Source organism: Streptomyces fradiae (assembly GCF_041270065.1).
Taxonomy (GTDB): domain Bacteria; phylum Actinomycetota; class Actinomycetes; order Streptomycetales; family Streptomycetaceae; genus Streptomyces.
In genome coordinates, this window is sequence record NZ_CP065958.1 from 2,569,521 (window position 1) to 2,586,910 (window position 17,390).

11 protein-coding genes and 1 pseudogene are annotated in these 17,390 nt (G+C 72.2%); all 12 read right to left on the minus strand.

Going from position 1 to position 17,390, the window contains the following annotated elements; translation table 11 throughout:
- Window positions 1–63 precede the first annotated feature (63 nt).
- Window positions 64–3,779 (minus strand): annotated as a pseudogene (locus tag JAO84_RS11585) (Rne/Rng family ribonuclease).
- 283 nt (window positions 3,780–4,062) lie between these two features.
- Window positions 4,063–4,854 (minus strand): TIGR03936 family radical SAM-associated protein, encoded by a 792-nt coding sequence (locus JAO84_RS11590; protein ID WP_370412792.1) that lies wholly within the window; start codon window positions 4,852–4,854, stop codon window positions 4,063–4,065.
- A gap of 125 nt (window positions 4,855–4,979) precedes the next feature.
- Window positions 4,980–6,155: a hypothetical protein gene (locus tag JAO84_RS11595; protein ID WP_370412793.1), complete on the minus strand. Its 1,176-nt coding sequence runs from the start codon at window positions 6,153–6,155 to the stop codon at window positions 4,980–4,982.
- A gap of 73 nt (window positions 6,156–6,228) precedes the next feature.
- Window positions 6,229–8,157 (minus strand): TIGR03960 family B12-binding radical SAM protein, encoded by a 1,929-nt coding sequence (locus tag JAO84_RS11600; protein WP_265862372.1) that lies wholly within the window; start codon window positions 8,155–8,157, stop codon window positions 6,229–6,231.
- A 52-nt stretch (window positions 8,158–8,209) separates the two neighbouring features.
- Window positions 8,210–9,736: a CHAD domain-containing protein gene (locus JAO84_RS11605; RefSeq protein WP_370412794.1), complete on the minus strand. Its 1,527-nt coding sequence runs from the start codon at window positions 9,734–9,736 to the stop codon at window positions 8,210–8,212.
- Window positions 9,737–9,760: 24 nt separating this feature from the next.
- Window positions 9,761–10,960 (minus strand): rod shape-determining protein RodA, encoded by a 1,200-nt coding sequence (rodA, locus tag JAO84_RS11610; RefSeq protein ID WP_370412795.1) that lies wholly within the window; start codon window positions 10,958–10,960, stop codon window positions 9,761–9,763.
- Window positions 10,961–10,964: 4 nt separating this feature from the next.
- On the minus strand, window positions 10,965–13,223 hold the full coding sequence (gene mrdA / locus JAO84_RS11615; protein ID WP_370412796.1) for a penicillin-binding protein 2: 2,259 nt from the start codon (window positions 13,221–13,223) through the stop codon (window positions 10,965–10,967).
- Between the two features lie 19 nt (window positions 13,224–13,242).
- A complete protein-coding gene (mreD, locus tag JAO84_RS11620; protein ID WP_265862377.1) occupies window positions 13,243–13,911 on the minus strand; it encodes a rod shape-determining protein MreD in 669 nt (222 codons plus the stop codon).
- Window positions 13,908–14,936 carry a rod shape-determining protein MreC gene (mreC, locus tag JAO84_RS11625; RefSeq protein ID WP_370412797.1) on the minus strand — a complete coding sequence of 343 codons (1,029 nt, stop codon included), beginning with the start codon at window positions 14,934–14,936 and terminating at the stop codon, window positions 13,908–13,910. Before mreC ends, mreD begins: the two co-directional genes overlap by 4 nt.
- 105 nt (window positions 14,937–15,041) lie before the next feature.
- Complete coding sequence (locus tag JAO84_RS11630; protein ID WP_019886273.1) at window positions 15,042–16,061, minus strand: rod shape-determining protein; 1,020 nt, start codon at window positions 16,059–16,061, stop codon at window positions 15,042–15,044.
- 317 nt (window positions 16,062–16,378) lie between these two features.
- Window positions 16,379–16,789, minus strand: a complete 411-nt coding sequence (gene ndk, locus JAO84_RS11635) for a nucleoside-diphosphate kinase (RefSeq protein WP_265862381.1) — start codon at window positions 16,787–16,789, stop codon at window positions 16,379–16,381.
- A gap of 229 nt (window positions 16,790–17,018) precedes the next feature.
- Window positions 17,019–17,387 carry a DUF4233 domain-containing protein gene (locus JAO84_RS11640; protein ID WP_265862382.1) on the minus strand — a complete coding sequence of 123 codons (369 nt, stop codon included), beginning with the start codon at window positions 17,385–17,387 and terminating at the stop codon, window positions 17,019–17,021.
- Window positions 17,388–17,390 lie beyond the last annotated feature (3 nt).

Consider the following 17,390-nt stretch of genomic DNA (forward strand, 5'->3'; position numbering starts at 1 on the left):
TGAATGCCGTGTGGACCGTCCTCGGCGGGAGGACGGTCCACACGGGTCGCGTCGGGGACTGGGTCAGTCCTGCGCGGGAGCGGCGGTCTTCTTGGCCGCCTTCTTGGCGGTCGTCTTCTTCGCCGCGGTCTTCTTGGCCGCCGTCTTCTTGGTGGCGGCCTTCTTCGCGGTGGCCTTCTTGGCGGTCTTGCGGGCCGCCTTCTTGGCCGGGGCGGGAGCCTCGGTCTCGGCGGCCCCCTCCGCGGCCTCCTCCGCGCTCTCCGCCGGCTCGGCCGGGAGCGCGGACGCCACGACGACCACGGCGGCCTCCTCGGCACCGGTCGGCGGACCGGCCGGAGCGGTGGCCTTGCGGACCACCCGGCGGCGGGCCCGCGGCGGGGCGGCCACGGGGGCCTCCTCGACGACCGGCTCGGCGACGGGCTCGGCAACCGGCTCGACGGTCTCGGCCGGGGCCTCCTCGGTCACGACCGGCGCCTCGACGACGGCCTCGGGGGCCGGCGCGGAGACCTTACGGGTAGCACGGCGGCGGGTACGAGGCGCCGGGGCGGCCTCCTCCTCGGCGACGGGCTCGGCAACGGGCGCGACGACCGGCTCGGGCGCCGCGACGGGCTCCTCGGCCTTCGGCTCCGCCTTGGGCTCCGGTACGACGACCTCGTAGGTCTCCGTCTCGGTGACCGCCGGGGAGGCGACGGGCGCGGACACCCGGCGGGTCGCCCGGCGACGGCCGCGACCGCGCGTGGCGGCGGCCTCGGCCTCGGCGGCGCTGCCGTACAGCTCCTCGTCCGCGGCGATCGGCTCGGGCAGAGCCACCGGGGCGGCGAGCTCGGCGGCGACCTCGGCCTCGGTCTCGGCCTCCGTCGGCTCCGTCTCGGCGTGCTCGTGCTCGTGCTCGTGGACGTGCTCGGCGCCGCCGCGGCCGCGCTTCTTCGAGCGCTTGCCGCCGCCACCGCCACCGTGGGTGGCGGGCTGCTCCATGTGGACGATGACACCGCGGCCGTTGCAGTGGACGCAGGTCTCGGAGAAGGACTCCAGGAGGCCCTGGCCGACCCGCTTGCGGGTCATCTGGACCAGGCCGAGCGAGGTGACCTCGGCCACCTGGTGCTTGGTCCGGTCGCGGCCCAGGCACTCCAGGAGGCGGCGCAGCACCAGGTCGCGGTTGGACTCCAGGACCATGTCGATGAAGTCGATGACGACGATGCCGCCGAGGTCGCGCAGCCGCAGCTGGCGCACGATCTCCTCGGCCGCCTCCAGGTTGTTCCTGGTGACGGTCTCCTCGAGGTTGCCGCCCTGGCCGGTGAACTTGCCGGTGTTGACGTCGACGACGACCATCGCCTCGGTCTTGTCGATCACCAGCGAGCCGCCGGACGGCAGCCAGACCTTGCGGTCGAGCGCCTTCATCAGCTGCTCGTCGATCCGGTACGTCGCGAAGACGTCGACCTCGCTGGTCCACTTGGACAGGCGGTCCGACAGGTCCGGGGCGACGTGGTTCACGTAGCCGTGGATGGTCTCCCAGGCGTCCTCGCCGCTGACGATGACCTTGGAGAAGTCCTCGTTGAAGATGTCGCGGACGACCCGGACGGTCATGTCCGGCTCGCCGTAGAGCAGGCTCGGCGCGGAGGTCGAGATCTGGGTGGCCTTCTTCTGGATGTCGGCCCACTGCGCCTGCAGGCGCTCGACGTCGCGGCGCAGCTCGTCCTCGCTCGCGCCCTCGGCGGCGGTGCGCACGATGACGCCCGCGTCCTCGGGGACGATCTTCTTGAGGATGGTCTTCAGACGCGCGCGCTCGGTGTCCGGGAGCTTGCGGCTGATGCCGGTCATGGAGCCCTCGGGCACGTACACGAGGTAGCGGCCCGGCAGGGAGACCTGGCTGGTCAGGCGGGCGCCCTTGTGGCCGATCGGGTCCTTGGTGACCTGCACCAGGACCGACTGGCCGGACTTGAGGGCGGCCTCGATGCGGCGCGGGCCGTTGCCCATGCCGAGCGCCTCGAAGTTGACCTCTCCGGCGTACAGGACGGCGTTGCGGCCCTTGCCGATGTCGACGAACGCGGCCTCCATCGACGGCAGCACGTTCTGGACCTTGCCCAGGTAGACGTTGCCGACGTACGAGGTGGCCTGCTCCTTGTTGACGTAGTGCTCGACGAGCACGTTGTCCTCGAGGACGCCGATCTGGGTGCGCTCGCCGTTCTGGCGGACGACCATGACGCGCTCGACGGCCTCGCGGCGGGCCAGGAACTCGGCCTCGGTGATGATCGGGACGCGGCGGCGGCCCTGCTCGCGGCCCTCGCGGCGGCGCTGCTTCTTGGCCTCCAGACGGGTGGAGCCCTTGATGGACTGCACCTCGTCGGACGGCTCGGCCTTCTCGCGGGCCGGGCGGGGCTCGCGGACCTTGACGACCGTGCGGACGCCGTCCTCGTCGGCGGCCTCGGCCTCACCGGCGGCGTCGCTGCGGCGACGGCGGCGGCGACGGCGGCGGGAGCTGCTGGAGCCGCCCGCGGCGCCCTCGGCCTCGGTGTCCTCCTCGGACTCCTCCGCCTCCTCGGCCTCGGTCTCCTCGGCGTGGAACTCCTCGCCCTCCTCGGACTCGGTGTCCTCGGCCTCGGCGAGCTCACCGCGGCGCCGGCGGCGGCCACCACGACGACGGCGGCGGGACGGCCGGTCCTCGTACTCGTCGGTCTCCTCGGCCTCGCCCTCGACCTCGGCCTCCGCCTCGGGGGTGGACTCGACCTCGGGCTCGTCGGCGACGGTGGCCGGGACCGGCTCGACGGCGACGGGCTCGCCGCGGCGGCGGCGACGGCGGCGGGAGCGCGGGGACTCCTCGGCCTCGACGGCCTCGACGACCGGCGCGACGGTCTCGGCCTCGGCGGTCTCCTCCTCCGGCTCCTCCTCGACGACCTCGGCCGCGGCCATGGCGGCGGCGGTCTCCGGGGTCTGGAACATCGGCTCGGTGAAGACCGGGGCCTGGAAGACGGCGACGGCCGGGCGGGCGGCGCGGCGGCCGCGCGGGGCCTCCTCGGCCTCCTTGGCCTCCTTGGCCGGGGCGGCCTCGGTGCCGGCGGTGAACTGCGGCGAGGACGCGCGGCGGCGGGTGCGGCCGCGGGTGGCGGCCTGCTCGGCGGCGACGACCTCGGCGGTGTGCGAGGCGATCTCCTCGACGGTGTCCTCGGGCAGGCCCTCGCCGGAGGTCTCCGCGGCGATCTCGGCGGCGACGTCCGCGGTCACGGCCTCGACCGGGGCGGGCGCGGTGGCCTTACGGGTGGCCCGGCGGCGGGTACGGGGCGCCGGAGCGGCCTCGACCTCGGCGGCCGGCTCCTCGGCCGGGGCCACGGCCTCGACAGCCTCGGGGGCCGGAGCGGCGGTGGCGCGCGTGGCGCGACGGCGGGTACGGGGCGCCGGAGCGGCCTCGGGCTCGGCGGCGGGCTCCTCGGCCGGGGGGGCACGGCCTCGGCGGCCTCAGGGGCCGGGGCGGCGGTGGCACGCGTGGCGCGACGGCGGCGGGTGCGCGGGGCCGGGGCGGCCTCGGGCTCGGCGGCCGGCTCCGCCACTGGTGCGGCGGCCTCGGCCTCGGCCGGGGCGGGGGTGGTCTCGGGCGCGGTGGCCTTGCGGGTGGCGCGGCGGCGGGTGCGGGGGGCCGGAGCGGCCTCCTCGACCGGCGCGGCCTCGGCCACGGGCGCGGCGACCGGCGTGGTCTCCACGATCTCGGTGGTCCCGGCGGCGGCTTCGGCCGTCACCGGCGGACCGGCCGGCCGGGACGCGGCGCGGCGACGGCGGCGCGGCGGCAGCTTGTCACCGGCGTTGCCGTTCTCGTTTTCTTCGTGCTGTTCGAGCATGCGGGCGGTTCTCCCGTCACGCTCCCGGGCGCCGCGTCTGGTTCCGGTCCGGCGGCACGGACGCGCGTGAAGCGCGGTGCCGCCGTCCGGGGCGCGGGCGCCGCACGGGAGCTTCAGTGTCTGGCTCGCCGGTTCCGTACGCCTTCTGCGGACGGCCTGGCGAAAGTCTCCTGGTCAGTGCGCTGCCCGACCCAGGTGGCTCCCGAGTACCAGGGCGGCGCTGCGACGACGCTCCCTACGCGGTACCCGCACCCGGCGCCGTCGCAGAAGCGGTCGCGGCGGCCGTGGGTGGAGCGGCCGTGACTGCCTCGCGGTCGGGCGCGAGCGGGTCGGTCACCGTGCCGGACTCCTCGTCGAAGAGCCCCTGCGCCAGCCTGGTCACCGCTGCGGGGACCGGCGGCGCCAGGTCGGCCACAGCTCGGAGACCGGACAGGACGTCGTCGGGTCGCACGGCAGGTGCTACGTGCCGAACAACCAGCCGCAGTATCGCACAGGCGCTGTCCAGCGGCCTATCACCCTGGGGATCGCCCTGGGCGGGGGCCGCGGTCAGTTCCACGACGGCACCGCGGGTGTCGAAGGTGCGGATTCCGTTCTTGGTCTTGCGCTGTACTTCCACGGTCTCGGCCGCGAGAAACGCCTCGGCGGCCTTGCGGGCCGTGTCGGTGTCGACCCCGTCGAGCCGCAGCTCCCACACGGAGGCGGTGAGCCGGTCGGCGAGGCCGGAGGTCCGGGCCTCGACGGCGTCGACGATGTCGAGGCCGGTCGGCATGGACTCGTCGAGCATGGCCCGCAGGGTCTCCGGGTCGCGGGTCGCGGTGAGCGCGATCTCCAGGTACTCGGCCTCGGAGCCGGTACCCGTCGGTGCGGCGTTCGCGTACGACACCTTCGGGTGCGGGGTGAAGCCGGCCGAGTACGCCATGGGCACCTCGGCACGGCGCAGTGCGCGCTCGAAGGCGCGCTGGAAGTCACGGTGGCTGGTGAACCGGAGGCGGCCGCGCTTGGTGTAGCGCAGTCGGATGCGCTGCACCGCCGGTGCGGGCGGCGGGCCTTCGGGCTGTCGCTTGCCCAGTGGTTCTTCTCCTCGGTGCGGGGCGGGCGCGGCCGTCCGCGCCGCCCTCGAAATGCGGTGGTGCCCTGGGGGTCCCGCCCGGCTCACCCCTGCTTGTGCAGGGAGATCTCGGGTGCGGGCGCCGCGCCGGGGACGTTCGTTGTACTACCCAGAGTACGCGCACCCGCCACCTGCGGTTCCCCGCCCCGGTCCGGCCGGGCCCCGCCGACGAGCGCCCGCCAGGCGTCCCGCCGGGCCTGGCGGACGGTGTCGCGGGCCGACGCGAGCGCGGTGCGCGCGGCGTGGCGGGCCTGGGCGAGCGCGGTGCGGGCCGGGTTCCAGACGGCGTCGCGGATCCAGTGCCCGACGGGGCTGCAGACCTGGCGGTACGCCCAGGCGAGGGGCCGCCGGACCAGGTTGCGGCCCAGCCAGGCGAGGGGACGTACGAGCAGGATGCGCACCGCCCACCCGATCGCCCGCCCCACGGCCCGCGACACGAACCCGGCGGCCCGCCAGCAGACCCCGATGGCGTCGCCGATCTCGCGCCCGAGCGGGGCGAGCACCCGCCGCCACAGCCAGCCGGCGGGCCGGACGATGCCGTACGTGACGAAGGGCACGACCAGATACCGCCAGAGGACGGCGAACGGCCAGGCGACGCCGATCCCGGCCCACCGCGCGGCGACGGCGAGGCCGCGGCCGATCCGGACGAGCCCCCAGGCCAACCCCTGCCAGATCCCGCCGAAGAACCAGGCGAGCCCCCGCCCCAGGCCGGTGAACACCCACGCCAGGCCGTGGCCCGTACGGGTGAGCAGCCAGCCGATGCCCCGGCCGAGCGGCGCGAGCACCGCGCCGTACAGCCAGACCACCGGGACGACGATCACGTACCGCCACAGCATCACCAACGGCCAGGCGATGATCCGGCCGAGGCCGATGAGCAGCCAGGCCAGACCACGGCCGAGGCCGGTGAACACCCAGGCCAGCCCCTGGCCCGTACGAGTGAGCAGCCAGTCGATGCCCCGGCCCAGCGGGGCGAGCACCGCGCCGTACAACCACACCAACGGCACGACGACCACGTACCGCCACAGCATGACGAAGGGCCAGGCGAGGGCCCGGCCGAGCGGGCGGAGGACAGTGCGGTCGAGGAAGCGGGCGGTGGCCTTGAGGGCGTCCCAGGTCATGCGGATCGGGAGGATCAGGAGCAGCACGACGATCCGCACCGGGATGCGGATCAGCGGGTGTGGGGCGGCGGGTGGGGGCGGCGCCGGGTTTTCCGTGCTCATGGCGAGAAGGACGCAGACGGCCCGGCGGAGGGTTCTCCCTCCGCCGGGCCGTCACCCGATCGCAATACCGGGACTACTTCACGACCGTCAGCGGCAGCAGCTTCTTGCCGGTCGGGCCGATCTGGATGTGCGTGTCCATCTGCGGGCAGACGCCGCAGTCGAAGCACGGGGTCCAGCGGCAGTCCTCGACCTCGGTCTCGTCGAGCGCGTCCTGCCAGTCCTCCCAGAGCCAGTCCTTGTCGAGACCGGAGTCCAGGTGGTCCCAGGGCAGGACCTCCTCGTAGGTGCGCTCGCGGGTGGTGTACCAGGCGACGTCCACGCCGAACTCGGGCAGCGTCTTCTCGGCGCACGCCATCCAGCGGTCGTACGAGAAGTGCTCGCGCCAGCCGTCGAAGCGGCCGCCGTCCTCGTACACCGCGCGGATGACCGCGCCGATGCGGCGGTCGCCGCGGGACAGCAGGCCCTCGACGATGCCGGGCTTGCCGTCGTGGTAGCGGAAGCCGATCGAGCGGCCGTACTTCTTGTCGCCGCGGATCTTGTCGCGGAGCTTCTGCAGACGCTCGTCCGTCTCCTCGGCCGACAGCTGCGGGGCCCACTGGAACGGCGTGTGCGGCTTGGGCACGAAGCCGCCGATGGAGACGGTGCAGCGGATGTCGTTCTGGCCGGAGACCTCGCGGCCCTTCGCGATGACGTTGATCGCCATGTCGGCGATCTGCAGCACGTCCTCGTCGGTCTCGGTGGGCAGGCCGCACATGAAGTACAGCTTCACCTGGCGCCAGCCGTTGCCGTAGGCGGTGGCGACGGTCCGGATCAGGTCCTCCTCCGAGACCATCTTGTTGATGACCTTGCGCATGCGCTCGGAGCCGCCCTCGGGGGCGAAGGTGAGGCCGGAGCGGCGTCCGTTGCGGGTCAGCTCGTTGGCAAGGTCGACGTTGAACGCGTCCACGCGGGTCGAGGGGAGGGACAGGCCGACCTTGTCGTCCGTGTAGCGGTCGGCGAGGCCCTTGGCGATGTCGCCGATCTCCGAGTGGTCCGCGGAGGACAGGGAGAGGAGGCCGACCTCCTCGAAGCCGGTGGCCTTCAGACCGCGCTCCACCATCTCGCCGATGCCGGTGATGCTTCGCTCCCGCACGGGGCGCGTGATCATGCCGGCCTGGCAGAAGCGGCAGCCGCGGGTGCAGCCGCGGAAGATCTCGACGGACATGCGCTCGTGGACGGTCTCCGCGAGCGGGACGAGCGGCTGCTTGGGGTAGGGCCACTCGTCGAGGTCCATGACGGTGTGCTTGGACACGCGCCACGGCACGCCGGACTTGTTGGGGACGACGCGGCCGATGCGGCCGTCCGGCAGGTACTCGACGTCGTAGAAGCCCGGGATGTAGACGCTGCCGGTCTTCGCGAGGCGGAAGAGGACCTCCTCGCGGCCGCCGGGCCGGCCCTCGGCCTTCCACTGGCGGATGATCTCGGTCATGTCGAGCACGGCCTGCTCGCCGTCGCCGATGATCGCCGCGTCGATGAAGTCCGCGATCGGCTCGGGGTTGAAGGCGGCGTGGCCGCCGGCGAGCACGATGGGGTGGTCGACGGTGCGGTCCTTCGACTCCAGCGGGATGCCCGCCAGGTCGAGGGCGGTGAGCATGTTCGTGTAGCCGAGCTCGGTGGAGAAGCTGAGGCCGAAGACGTCGAACGCGCTCACCGGGCGGTGCGAGTCCACGGTGAACTGCGGCACGTTGTGCTCGCGCATCAGCGCTTCGAGGTCCGGCCACACGCTGTAGGTGCGCTCGGCGAGGACGCCGTCGCGCTCGTTGAGCACCTCATAGAGGATCATGACGCCCTGGTTGGGCAGACCGACCTCGTACGCGTCCGGGTACATCAGCGCCCAGCGGACGTCGGCGGACTCCCACGGCTTGACCGTGGAGTTCAGCTCTCCACCGACGTACTGAATCGGCTTCTGCACGTGCGGGAGCAGAGCTTCGAGCTGCGGGAAGACAGACTCGGCAGCAGACATCTCGAACCTTCGTGAGCTGGCAGGGGGGCGACTCTCAAGCGTACCCCGGTGCTCAGTGGGTCAGCGCCGCCCGGATTTCCGGGGCGGAGGCCCGGTCCCAGAGCTCGGGGAGCGCGCGCTCGTCGGCCTCCGCGGCCTGCGCTTCGCGGCCGTGCAGAACGCCCCAGGTGAAGGCGGACTCGCCGGCCTCGTGGGCCTCGGTCGCGAGGTCGAGGAGGGCGGCGCGGGCGACGACGCTGTCCTGGTGGTCGCCGAGGCAGGACTGGACGCGCTTCATGCGTTTGGCGAAGCGCTTGGCGGGCTTGCCGAGGGTGGGGGTGGCGGCCTCGCCGGCGTAGCGGGCGCGCTTGGCGGCCTTGCGGGCCTCGTGGAGGGCGAGGTCGCGCTCGGTGCCGGGGTCGAGGGCGAGGGCGTGGTCGACGCGGTCGGCGAGGCGGCGGTAGTCGCGCAGGACGGCCTTGGGGAGGGCCTTCTTCGCCTTCTTGCGGGCGGCGGGGCGCAGGGGCGGGGCGGCGAGGAGGGCGTCGAGGCGGTCGAGGAGGGCGAGGTGGCGGGCGGAGTCCAGGGCGACGAGCCCGCGGCTCTTCGCCTCGCCGCTCCTGGTCCTGTCCCAGGTCCGCAGCCGCTTGCGCGCCGGGCCGACGACCAGTGCGGGCGGCAGCGCGTCGAGCGCGGCGCTCAGCCGGGCCTCGAGCACCTCCTGGTCCCGGGCGTGCCCGAGCTCCCCGGCCAGCCACTTCAGCTCCTCGCCGACCGGGTCGGTGACGGCCCGGTCGAGGACCTTCCGGTACGTCTTGAACGCGCTGCGCAGGCGGCGGGCGGCGACGCGCATCTGGTGGACGGCGTCGGGGAGGTCGCGGCGGACGGCGGGGTCGAGGGCGACGAGGGCGTCGACCTGGGTGCGTACGTACGCGAGCACGGCGGCCCCGGCGGTGCCGTCGCCCTCCGTGCCTCCCCTGGCCTCGGGCACGTCCGTACCCGTCTCCTCCAGCGCCCTCGCCAGTTTCGACGGGGACGACGAACGCCGGATGCCCGCCTTCTTCAAGCGCTTCTCGACCGCGTCGAGGAGGGCCTCGTCGGCGCCGGTCGTGTCGTCCGTCAGCTCGACCTCGATCTCGGTCCAGGTGGTGGCGCGGCCGGTGGGGAGGCGTTGGGCGTGGACGGTGTCCGTGGAGAGTTCGGCGAGGGGGGTGCCGTCGGGGGCCGTCAGGTGGTGGACGGCACGGGAGGTGCGGAGGCGGACGACGGGGGCGACGGGCTCGTTGCGGGTGCGGGAGCGGAGGAGCCCCGCCAGGGAGGCCGGGAGGCTCTCCGAGAGCGGGGCTCTGATCTCGTCGCGGATTCCGGTGGCGACCGGGAACTTGAGGTGCCAGCCGGCGTCCGCGCCGCCGGTGCGGCGGCGGAGGGTGAGGGAGGCGGCGGCGAGGCGCAGGTCGGCGGTGTCGTAGTAGACGGCGTCGAGTTCGGTGACGCCCTCGTCGTGGACGGCGGCCACGCCCCGGACCCCGGTCAGGTCCGGGAGCGGCACGTCGGCGCCGTCGGCCTCGTACTTCCGCTCGACCTCGCGCTTCGTCTCCATGAGACGAATCTACGGCCGGAGGCCCTAGGCCGTCATCGGGCGCTGCACGCGGATCGACTGGAGCAGTCCGATCGCCACCCACACCGCGAACATCGACGAGCCGCCGTACGACACGAAGGGCAGCGGGAGGCCGGCGACCGGCATGATGCCGAGTGTCATGCCGATGTTCTCGAAGGCCTGGAAGGCGAACCAGGCGATGATGCCGGCGGCGACGATCGTGCCGTACAGCTCCGTCGTCTCACGCGCTATCCGGCAGGCGCGCCACAGGATGACGCCGAGCAGGACCAGGATGAGGCCCGCTCCGACGAAGCCGAGTTCCTCGCCGGCGACGGTGAAGACGAAGTCGGTCTGCTGTTCGGGGACGAACTGGCCGGTGGTCTGGGAGCCCTTGAAGAGGCCGGCGCCGAGCAGGCCGCCGGAGCCGATGGCGATACGGGCCTGGTTGGTGTTGTAGCCGACGCCGGCCGGGTCGAGGTCGGGGTTGGCGAAGGCGGCGAAGCGGTTGATCTGGTACTCGTCGAGCATGCCGAGCGCGGTGACCAGGACCGCTCCCGCGACGCCCGCGCCGATCAGGCCGAGGACCCAGCGGTTGGAGGCGCCGGAGGCGAGCAGCACGCCGAGCACGATGACCGCCATGACCATCACCGAGCCGAGGTCGGGCATCAGCATGACGATGCCCATCGGCAGGGCGGCGAGGCCGAGGGCCTTGGCGACGGTGCGGTGGTCGGGGTGGAGCTGGTCGCCGGCGTCGACCTTCGCGGCGAGCAGCATCGCCATCACCAGGATGATCGTGATCTTCACGAACTCGCTGGGCTGGAGCGAGAATCCGCCGCCGATCACGATCCACGCGTGCGCGCCGTTGATGGTCGCGCCGAGCGGGGTGAGGACGGCGAGGATCAGCAGGATCGAGATCCCGTAGAGGACCGGCACGGCCCCGCGCAGGGTGCGGTGGCCGAGCCAGATCGTGCCGACCATCAGGGCGAGCCCGATGCCGGTGTTGAGGACGTGCCGGAAGAGGAAGTAGTACGGGTCGCCCTGGTTGAGCGAGGTGCGGCCGCGGGTCGCGGACCACACGAGCAGCGAGCCGATCAGCGACAGCGCGAGCGCCGAGAGCAGGATCGGCCAGTCGAGCCGGCGGAGCACCGAGTCGCGGGCGGTGAGCTTCGCGAGGGTGCCGCGCTCGGGGGCGTAACGGGAGACGGAGAAGCCGTGGGGTGCGCTCATCGGGTCAGAGCCTCCCTCGGTGGGTGGCGGGCGGGCCCGCGAGTTCCTGTGGGTCGTCGTCGGGCTTCTTCGCGGGGTCCGTCGGCGGGTCGGCGGGCGGGTCGGCCTGCTGGGTGCCGTCGGCCGTCGCCTTCTCCGGGTCGACCTTCCCGGCCTCCGGGTCGTACGGCTTGATCTTCGGCGCGTCGATGGAGCCGTCGGCCTCGATCTTCGGCAGCGCCTTCTGCGGCTGCGGCAGGAGGGCCTTCTTCAGGTCCTGCTTGCCGGCGTCGTCGAGCCCGTACAGCGCGTCGTAGATGTTGCGCACGGCGGGGCCGGAGGCGCCGGAGCCCGTACCGCCCTGGGCGATCGTCATGACGATCGCGTAGTCCTTGGTGTACGTGGCGAACCAGGAGGTCGTCTGCTTGCCGTAGACCTCGGCGGTACCCGTCTTGGCGTGCATCGGGATCTTGTCCTGCGGCCAGCCGCCGAACCGCCAGGCGGCCGTACCGCGGGTGGCGACTCCCGCGAGGGCTTCGTCTATCAAGTCGCGGGTCTTGGCGTCGAACGGGAGCCTGCCGTGCGACTTGGGCGCGATCTCGTTCACGGTCTTGCCGTCGGCGCTGATGACGGCCTTGCCGACGCTGGGGTTCCACAGGGTGCCGCCGTTGGAGATGGCGGAGTAGATGGTGGCCATCTGGATGGGGGTGACGAGGGTGTCGCCCTGTCCGATGGAGTAGTTGACGGAGTCACCGGCGCGCATCAGGTTGCCTTCGAGGCAGTTCTCGTAGGAGAGCTGCTGGACGTAGGTGCCGCCCTTCTTGCCGTTCTTGCACCACCAGTCCTTGTTGTCCTCCCAGAACTTCTGCTTCCACTGGCGGTCGGGGACGCGGCCGGTGACCTCGTTGGGGAGGTCGATGCCGGTCTCGGCGCCGAGGCCGAACTGGTGGGCCGTCTTGTAGAACCAGTCGCCCGGGTTCTTCTTCGGCTTCATCCCGCCGTCGCGCTGCCACTGCTGGTGGGCGAGGGCGTAGAAGACGGTGTCGCAGGAGACTTCGAGGGCGCGGCCGAGCGAGATCGGGCCGTGGTTCTGCGACTCGAAGTTCTTGAAGACCTGGTTGCCGATGGAGTACGAGCTGGTGCAGGGGTAGCGGCCGTCGAAGTCGTAGCCGGCGTTGACGGCGGCGGTGGTCGAGATGACCTTGAAGATGGAGCCGGGGGCGGCCTGGCCCTGGATGGCCCGGTTGAGCAGCGGGAAGTTGGAGTTCTTGCCGGTGAGGGCCGCGTAGTCCTTCGCGGAGATGCCGCCGACCCAGGCGTTGGGGTCGTAGTCGGGCTGCGAGGCCATGGCGACGACGCGGCCGGTCTTCGCCTCCATGACGACGACGGCGCCGGCGTCGGCCTTGTAGTTCTCGTTGGTGTTCTTGTCGAAGGTCTTGCGGGCCTCGACCATCGCGTTGTGCAGCTCCCATTCGGCGACCGCCTGGACGCGGGCGTCGATGGAGGTGACGACGTTGGCGCCGGGCACGGCCTGGTCGCTCTTGGCCTGGCCGATGACCCGGCCGAGGTTGTCGACCTCGTAGCGGGTGACGCCGGCCTTGCCGCGCAGCTGCTTGTCGTAGGTGCGCTCCAGGCCGGAGCGGCCGACCTGGTCGGAGCGCAGATAGGGCGAGTCGGTGTCCTTGGCCTTGGTGATCTCTTCGTCGGTGACGGGCGAGAGGTAGCCGAGGACCTGGGAGGTACGGGACTTGCCGGGGGCCGGGTAGCGGCGTACGGCGGCGGGCTCGGCGGTGATGCCGGGGAAGTCCTCGGCGCGCTCGCGGATCTGCAGGGCCTGCTGGGTGGTGGCCTCGTCGGTGACCGGGATCGGCTGGTAGGGCGAGCCGTTCCAGCAGGGCTTGGGGGTCTTGGAGTCGCAGAGCCGGATCTTGTTGACGACCTCCTCGGGCTTCATGCCGAGGATGCCGGCGAGCCGGGTGAGGACGCCCTTGCCGTCGTCCTTCATCTTCATCAGCTCGGTGCGCGAGGCGGAGACCACGAGCCGGGTCTCGTTGTCGGCGAGCGGCACGCCGCGGGCGTCCAGGATGGAGCCGCGGACGGCGGGCTGGACGACCTGCTGGACGTGGTTGTTCTTGGCCTCGTCCGTGTACTCCTTGCCGTTGCGGATCTGGAGGTACCAGAGGCGTCCGCCGAGGGTGAAGAGCAGCGAGAAGACGAGGACCTGGATGACGACGAGCCGGATCTGGACCCGGGGGGTCCGCCCGGTCTCGGGGATGTTGCTCATGCTGCGGCTTCCCCCTGGGTCACAGTCGCTTGACTCCCTTGATGCGTCCGGCGCGTGAGGCGCGGGTGCGGGCGGCCTTGACGCGCAGGCCGCTGCGCTGGGTGCCGATCCGCAGGCCGGTGCCGGAGGACAGCCAGCCGGAGGCGACGTCGGCGCCGCTGCCGCCGTTGGTGTCGGCCAGCGGGTCGTTCTCCGCGCGCCGGGCGATCGCCATGATCAGCGGCACGGTGAAGGGCGCGAGGAGCAGGTCGTAGAGGGCCGCGGTGAACAGCAGGAAGCCGAGGCCGACATGGCGGGCGGCGGTGTCGCCGACGAGGGCGCCGACGCCCGCGTAGAGCAGAGTGGAGCCGATCGCGGCGACGACGACCACGGTCATCGGGCCGGTGGCGGACTTGAGCCGGCCGTTCTCGGGCTTGGCGAGGCCGCACAGATAGCCGACGACGCACAGCACCAGGGCGTAGCGCCCGGCGGCGTGGTCGGCGGGCGGCGCGAGGTCGGCGAGCAGTCCGGCGCTGAAGCCGGCGAGGGCGCCGGTGACGTGCCCGTACACGAGGGCGAGGGCGACGACGGTGAGCAGGACGAGGTCGGGGACGGCGCCGGGGAGCTGGAGGCGGGCGAGGACGGAGACCTGGACGACGAGGGCGACGACGATCAGGGCGGCGGAGAGGAGGATGCGGTTGATCTTCACGGTGTCTCCCCCTGGTCCTGCGGCTGCTGCTGGTCCTGCTGTCCGGCCGGCTTCTGTGCCTGGTCCTGGGCCTGTCCCTGGGCCTGGTCCTCCGGCTTCACGCCCTGCTGCTGTCCGTCCGGGGGCGGCGGGGTGACCGTGACGGTGACGGTCGGGGCCGGCTTGGGCTTCTGCGGCAGGACCATGTCGCGCGGGTCGGTGCGCGGGGCCTGGACGACGACGCCGACGATGTCGAGCTTGGTGAAGCCGACGTACGGGCGGACGTAGACGTTACGGGTGAGGCCGCCGCCCGAGGGGTCGACGCGGACCACCTCGCCGACCGGCACGCCGGGCACGAAGGGCTTGTCGGCCTGCGAGCCGAAGGTGACGAGGCGGTCTCCGGCCTTGACCTTGGCCTTGCCGTTGAGGAGCTGCACGAGCAGCGGGCGGTCGCCCTGGCCGGTGGCGAAGCCGAGCTCGTCGGTCTTCTCCATGCGGGTGCCGACGGTGAAGTCGGGGTCGTTGGCGAGCAGCACGGTCGACGTGGAGGGGCCGACGGTGGTGACCCGGCCGACCAGGCCGGAGCCGTTGAGCACGGTCATGTCGCGGCGGATGCCGTCGCGGGCGCCGATGTCGATGGTGACCGTCCAGGAGAAGCCCTGGGCCGCTCCTATGGCGATGACCTCGGCGCCCTTGATGCCGTACTGGCCGGCGCCGGCGGTCTTCAGCATGGCGTCGAGCTCGCGCAGTCGGCTGCGGTTGCGGTCGTCGCTGCCGAGCTTCGCCTTGAGGGCGGCGTTCTCCTGCTCCAGGGCGGCGATCCGGTCGTGCCGCTCGCCGGAGTCGCGGACCGCTCCTATGGCGTTGCCGATGGGGTCGACCGCCGAGGCGACTCCGTTCTCGACGGGACCGAAGACCGCGGCCGCGGCCTGTCGGGCACCGTCGACCGGCGACTCCTGGCCTCCTCGGATGTCCACCGTGATCAGTGCGAACGCGATGGCGATCAGCAGCACCAGGAGCAGCCGGCTCTCTCGTGTGTCCCTCACGTGCGGCGGCCGTGCCCTTCCTCGAAATGACGGGATGTGACGGGTGGTGAAGATGAAGTTGTACGGGTACGGGTGCGGGGCCGCCGGTCGGCGGGGCCCCGCGGGTCAGCGGCGCGGCTGGGCGTCGAGGACCTGCTGGAGGGCCTCGAACTCCTCGACGCACTTGCCGGATCCGAGCGCCACCGAGTCCAGCGGGTCCTCGGCGATGTGGATCGGCATGCCGGTCTCGCGGCGGAGCCGCTCGTCGAGGCCGCGGAGCAGGGCGCCGCCACCCGTGAGAACGATGCCACGGTCCATGACGTCACCGGAGAGCTCCGGCGGGCACTTGTCGAGGGTGGTCTTGACCGCGTCGACGATCGCGTTGACCGGCTCCTCGATGGCCTTGCGGACCTCGGCGGCGGAGATCACCACGGTCTTGGGCAGGCCGGAGACCAGGTCGCGGCCGCGGATCTCGGTGTGCTCGTCCTGTTCGAGGTCGTACGCCGAGCCGATGGTGATCTTGATCTGTTCGGCGGTGCGCTCACCGAGGAGGAGCGAGTACTCCTTCTTGATGTGCTGGATGATCGCGTTGTCCAGCTCGTCGCCGGCCACCCGGATGGACTGTGCTGTGACGATTCCGCCGAGGCTGATGACGGCCACCTCGGTGGTGCCGCCGCCGATGTCGACGACCATGTTGCCGGTGGCCTCGTGGACCGGGAGGCCCGAGCCGATGGCCGCGGCCATGGGCTCCTCGATGATGTGCACCTGGCGGGCGCCGGCCTGGGTGGAGGCCTCGATGACGGCGCGGCGCTCGACTCCGGTGATGCCGGAGGGCACGCAGACGACGACCCGGGGGCGGGCCAGGTAGCGGCGCTTGTGGATCTTGAGGATGAAGTAGCGGAGCATCCGCTCCGTGATCTCGAAGTCGGCGATGACGCCGTCCTTGAGCGGGCGGACGGCGACGATGTTGCCGGGCGTCCGGCCGATCATCTTCTTCGCCTCGGCACCGACCGCGAGGATGCCGCCGGTGTTGGTGTTGATCGCGACGACGGACGGCTCGTTCAGAACGATGCCTCGACCCCTGACGTACACCAGCGTGTTGGCGGTCCCGAGGTCGACAGCCATGTCACGGCCGATGAACGACATTGAGTTCCCCTTGTGTCCCATGAGGATGCGTCGGGCCTTCCCTAGCGGAGCGTTGACGGCTTCTCAGGTAGGCGAGGTGGTGACTGAAGGTGGTGCGGCGTGGAGTTTTCCCATCGTAGTGCCGCCCGCACGGATACCGCGCGGCGGACCGCCCCAGTCCACCTCTGTATAGGTGACGGTATGACGCGGCGATCCGTTCCCGGGATCGGCGTTCATATGCCTGGGGGCGACCGAATTCCTTCGGTCGCCCCCAGGCGATGCCGCCGATCGGCTGACACCCGTTCAGGCGCGTGCCCTCGGACCGGCCGAAGGCCAGGTCAGAGGCCCGGGAAGAAGAGCTTCAGCTCGCGGGCGGCGGACTCCTCGGAGTCCGAGGCGTGGATCAGGTTCTCGCGGACGATGGTGCCGTAGTCGCCGCGGATGGAGCCGGGCGCGGCGGCGATCGGGTCGGTCGGGCCGGCCAGGGTGCGCAGGCCCTCGATGACCCGCTCGCCCTCGACGACCAGCGCGACGATCGGGCCGGAGGCCATGAAGCCCATGAGCGGCTCGTAGAACGGCTTGCCCTTGTGCTCGCCGTAGTGCTGCTCCAGGGTCTCCTGGTCCAGCTCGCGCATCTCCAGGGCCGCGATGGTCCAGCCGGCCTTGCGCTCGATACGGCCGATGATCTCGCCGATCAGGCCACGGCGGACGGCGTCGGGCTTGAGCAGGACGAGCGTGCGCTGGCTCACGGGGGAACTCCTTCAGACAACGGTGTGCGGGGCTAGGGCCTGTCCGGCGGATCAGGGTCGGAAAGGCCGCGGCGTCTGGTGCGGTGGATCGCAAGGCGCCGGAGCGTCGCGATAGCGGAGCTATCGGGGCGCTTCGGCAACGCGGCGAGGTGCCGTGCCAGGCGTCGCGGGCCCGGCCATGATCCGCCGGACAGGCCCTAAGAATCTACAGGGCCCGCACCAGCTGTCATCACGCAGCGTCAGGCCCTGCGGAGCCCTGGGCGGCCTCCTGGCGGGCGGCCCAGTCGGCCTTGACCTGGTCGATGCGGCGTCCGTAGTGCACCGAGCACCACCACAGGACGGCGAAGACCGCGCCGAGGAAGAACATCACCGGCACGAAGACACCGCTGGCGATCAGCGCGATCTGGAGGGCCCAGCCGAGCTGCACGCCGCCCGGACGGGTGAGCGTCCCGCAGAGCAGCACCGACAGGACCATGGCGACCCCGCAGACCCACCACACCGTGGACATCGCCAGCGAGTCGTCCTTCATGGCGACCAGACCGGCGAAGCCGATGACGAAGAACTCACCGATCAGCGTCGAGGAACACAGCACCCGCATGGC

Excerpts from the sequence above, each read along its gene's own strand:
- JAO84_RS11600 (WP_265862372.1), bottom strand. The coding sequence starts at position 8,157 with ATGTCTGCTGCCGAGTCTGTCTTCCCGCAGCTCGAAGCTCTGCTCCCG.
- mrdA (WP_370412796.1), bottom strand. The coding sequence starts at position 13,223 with ATGAGCAACATCCCCGAGACCGGGCGGACCCCCCGGGTCCAGATCCGG.
- JAO84_RS11630 (WP_019886273.1), bottom strand. The coding sequence starts at position 16,061 with ATGTCGTTCATCGGCCGTGACATGGCTGTCGACCTCGGGACCGCCAAC.
- JAO84_RS11605 (WP_370412794.1), bottom strand. The coding sequence starts at position 9,736 with ATGGAGACGAAGCGCGAGGTCGAGCGGAAGTACGAGGCCGACGGCGCC.
- JAO84_RS11595 (WP_370412793.1), bottom strand. The coding sequence starts at position 6,155 with ATGAGCACGGAAAACCCGGCGCCGCCCCCACCCGCCGCCCCACACCCG.
- rodA (WP_370412795.1), bottom strand. The coding sequence starts at position 10,960 with ATGAGCGCACCCCACGGCTTCTCCGTCTCCCGTTACGCCCCCGAGCGC.
- JAO84_RS11640 (WP_265862382.1), bottom strand. The coding sequence starts at position 17,387 with ATGCGGGTGCTGTGTTCCTCGACGCTGATCGGTGAGTTCTTCGTCATC.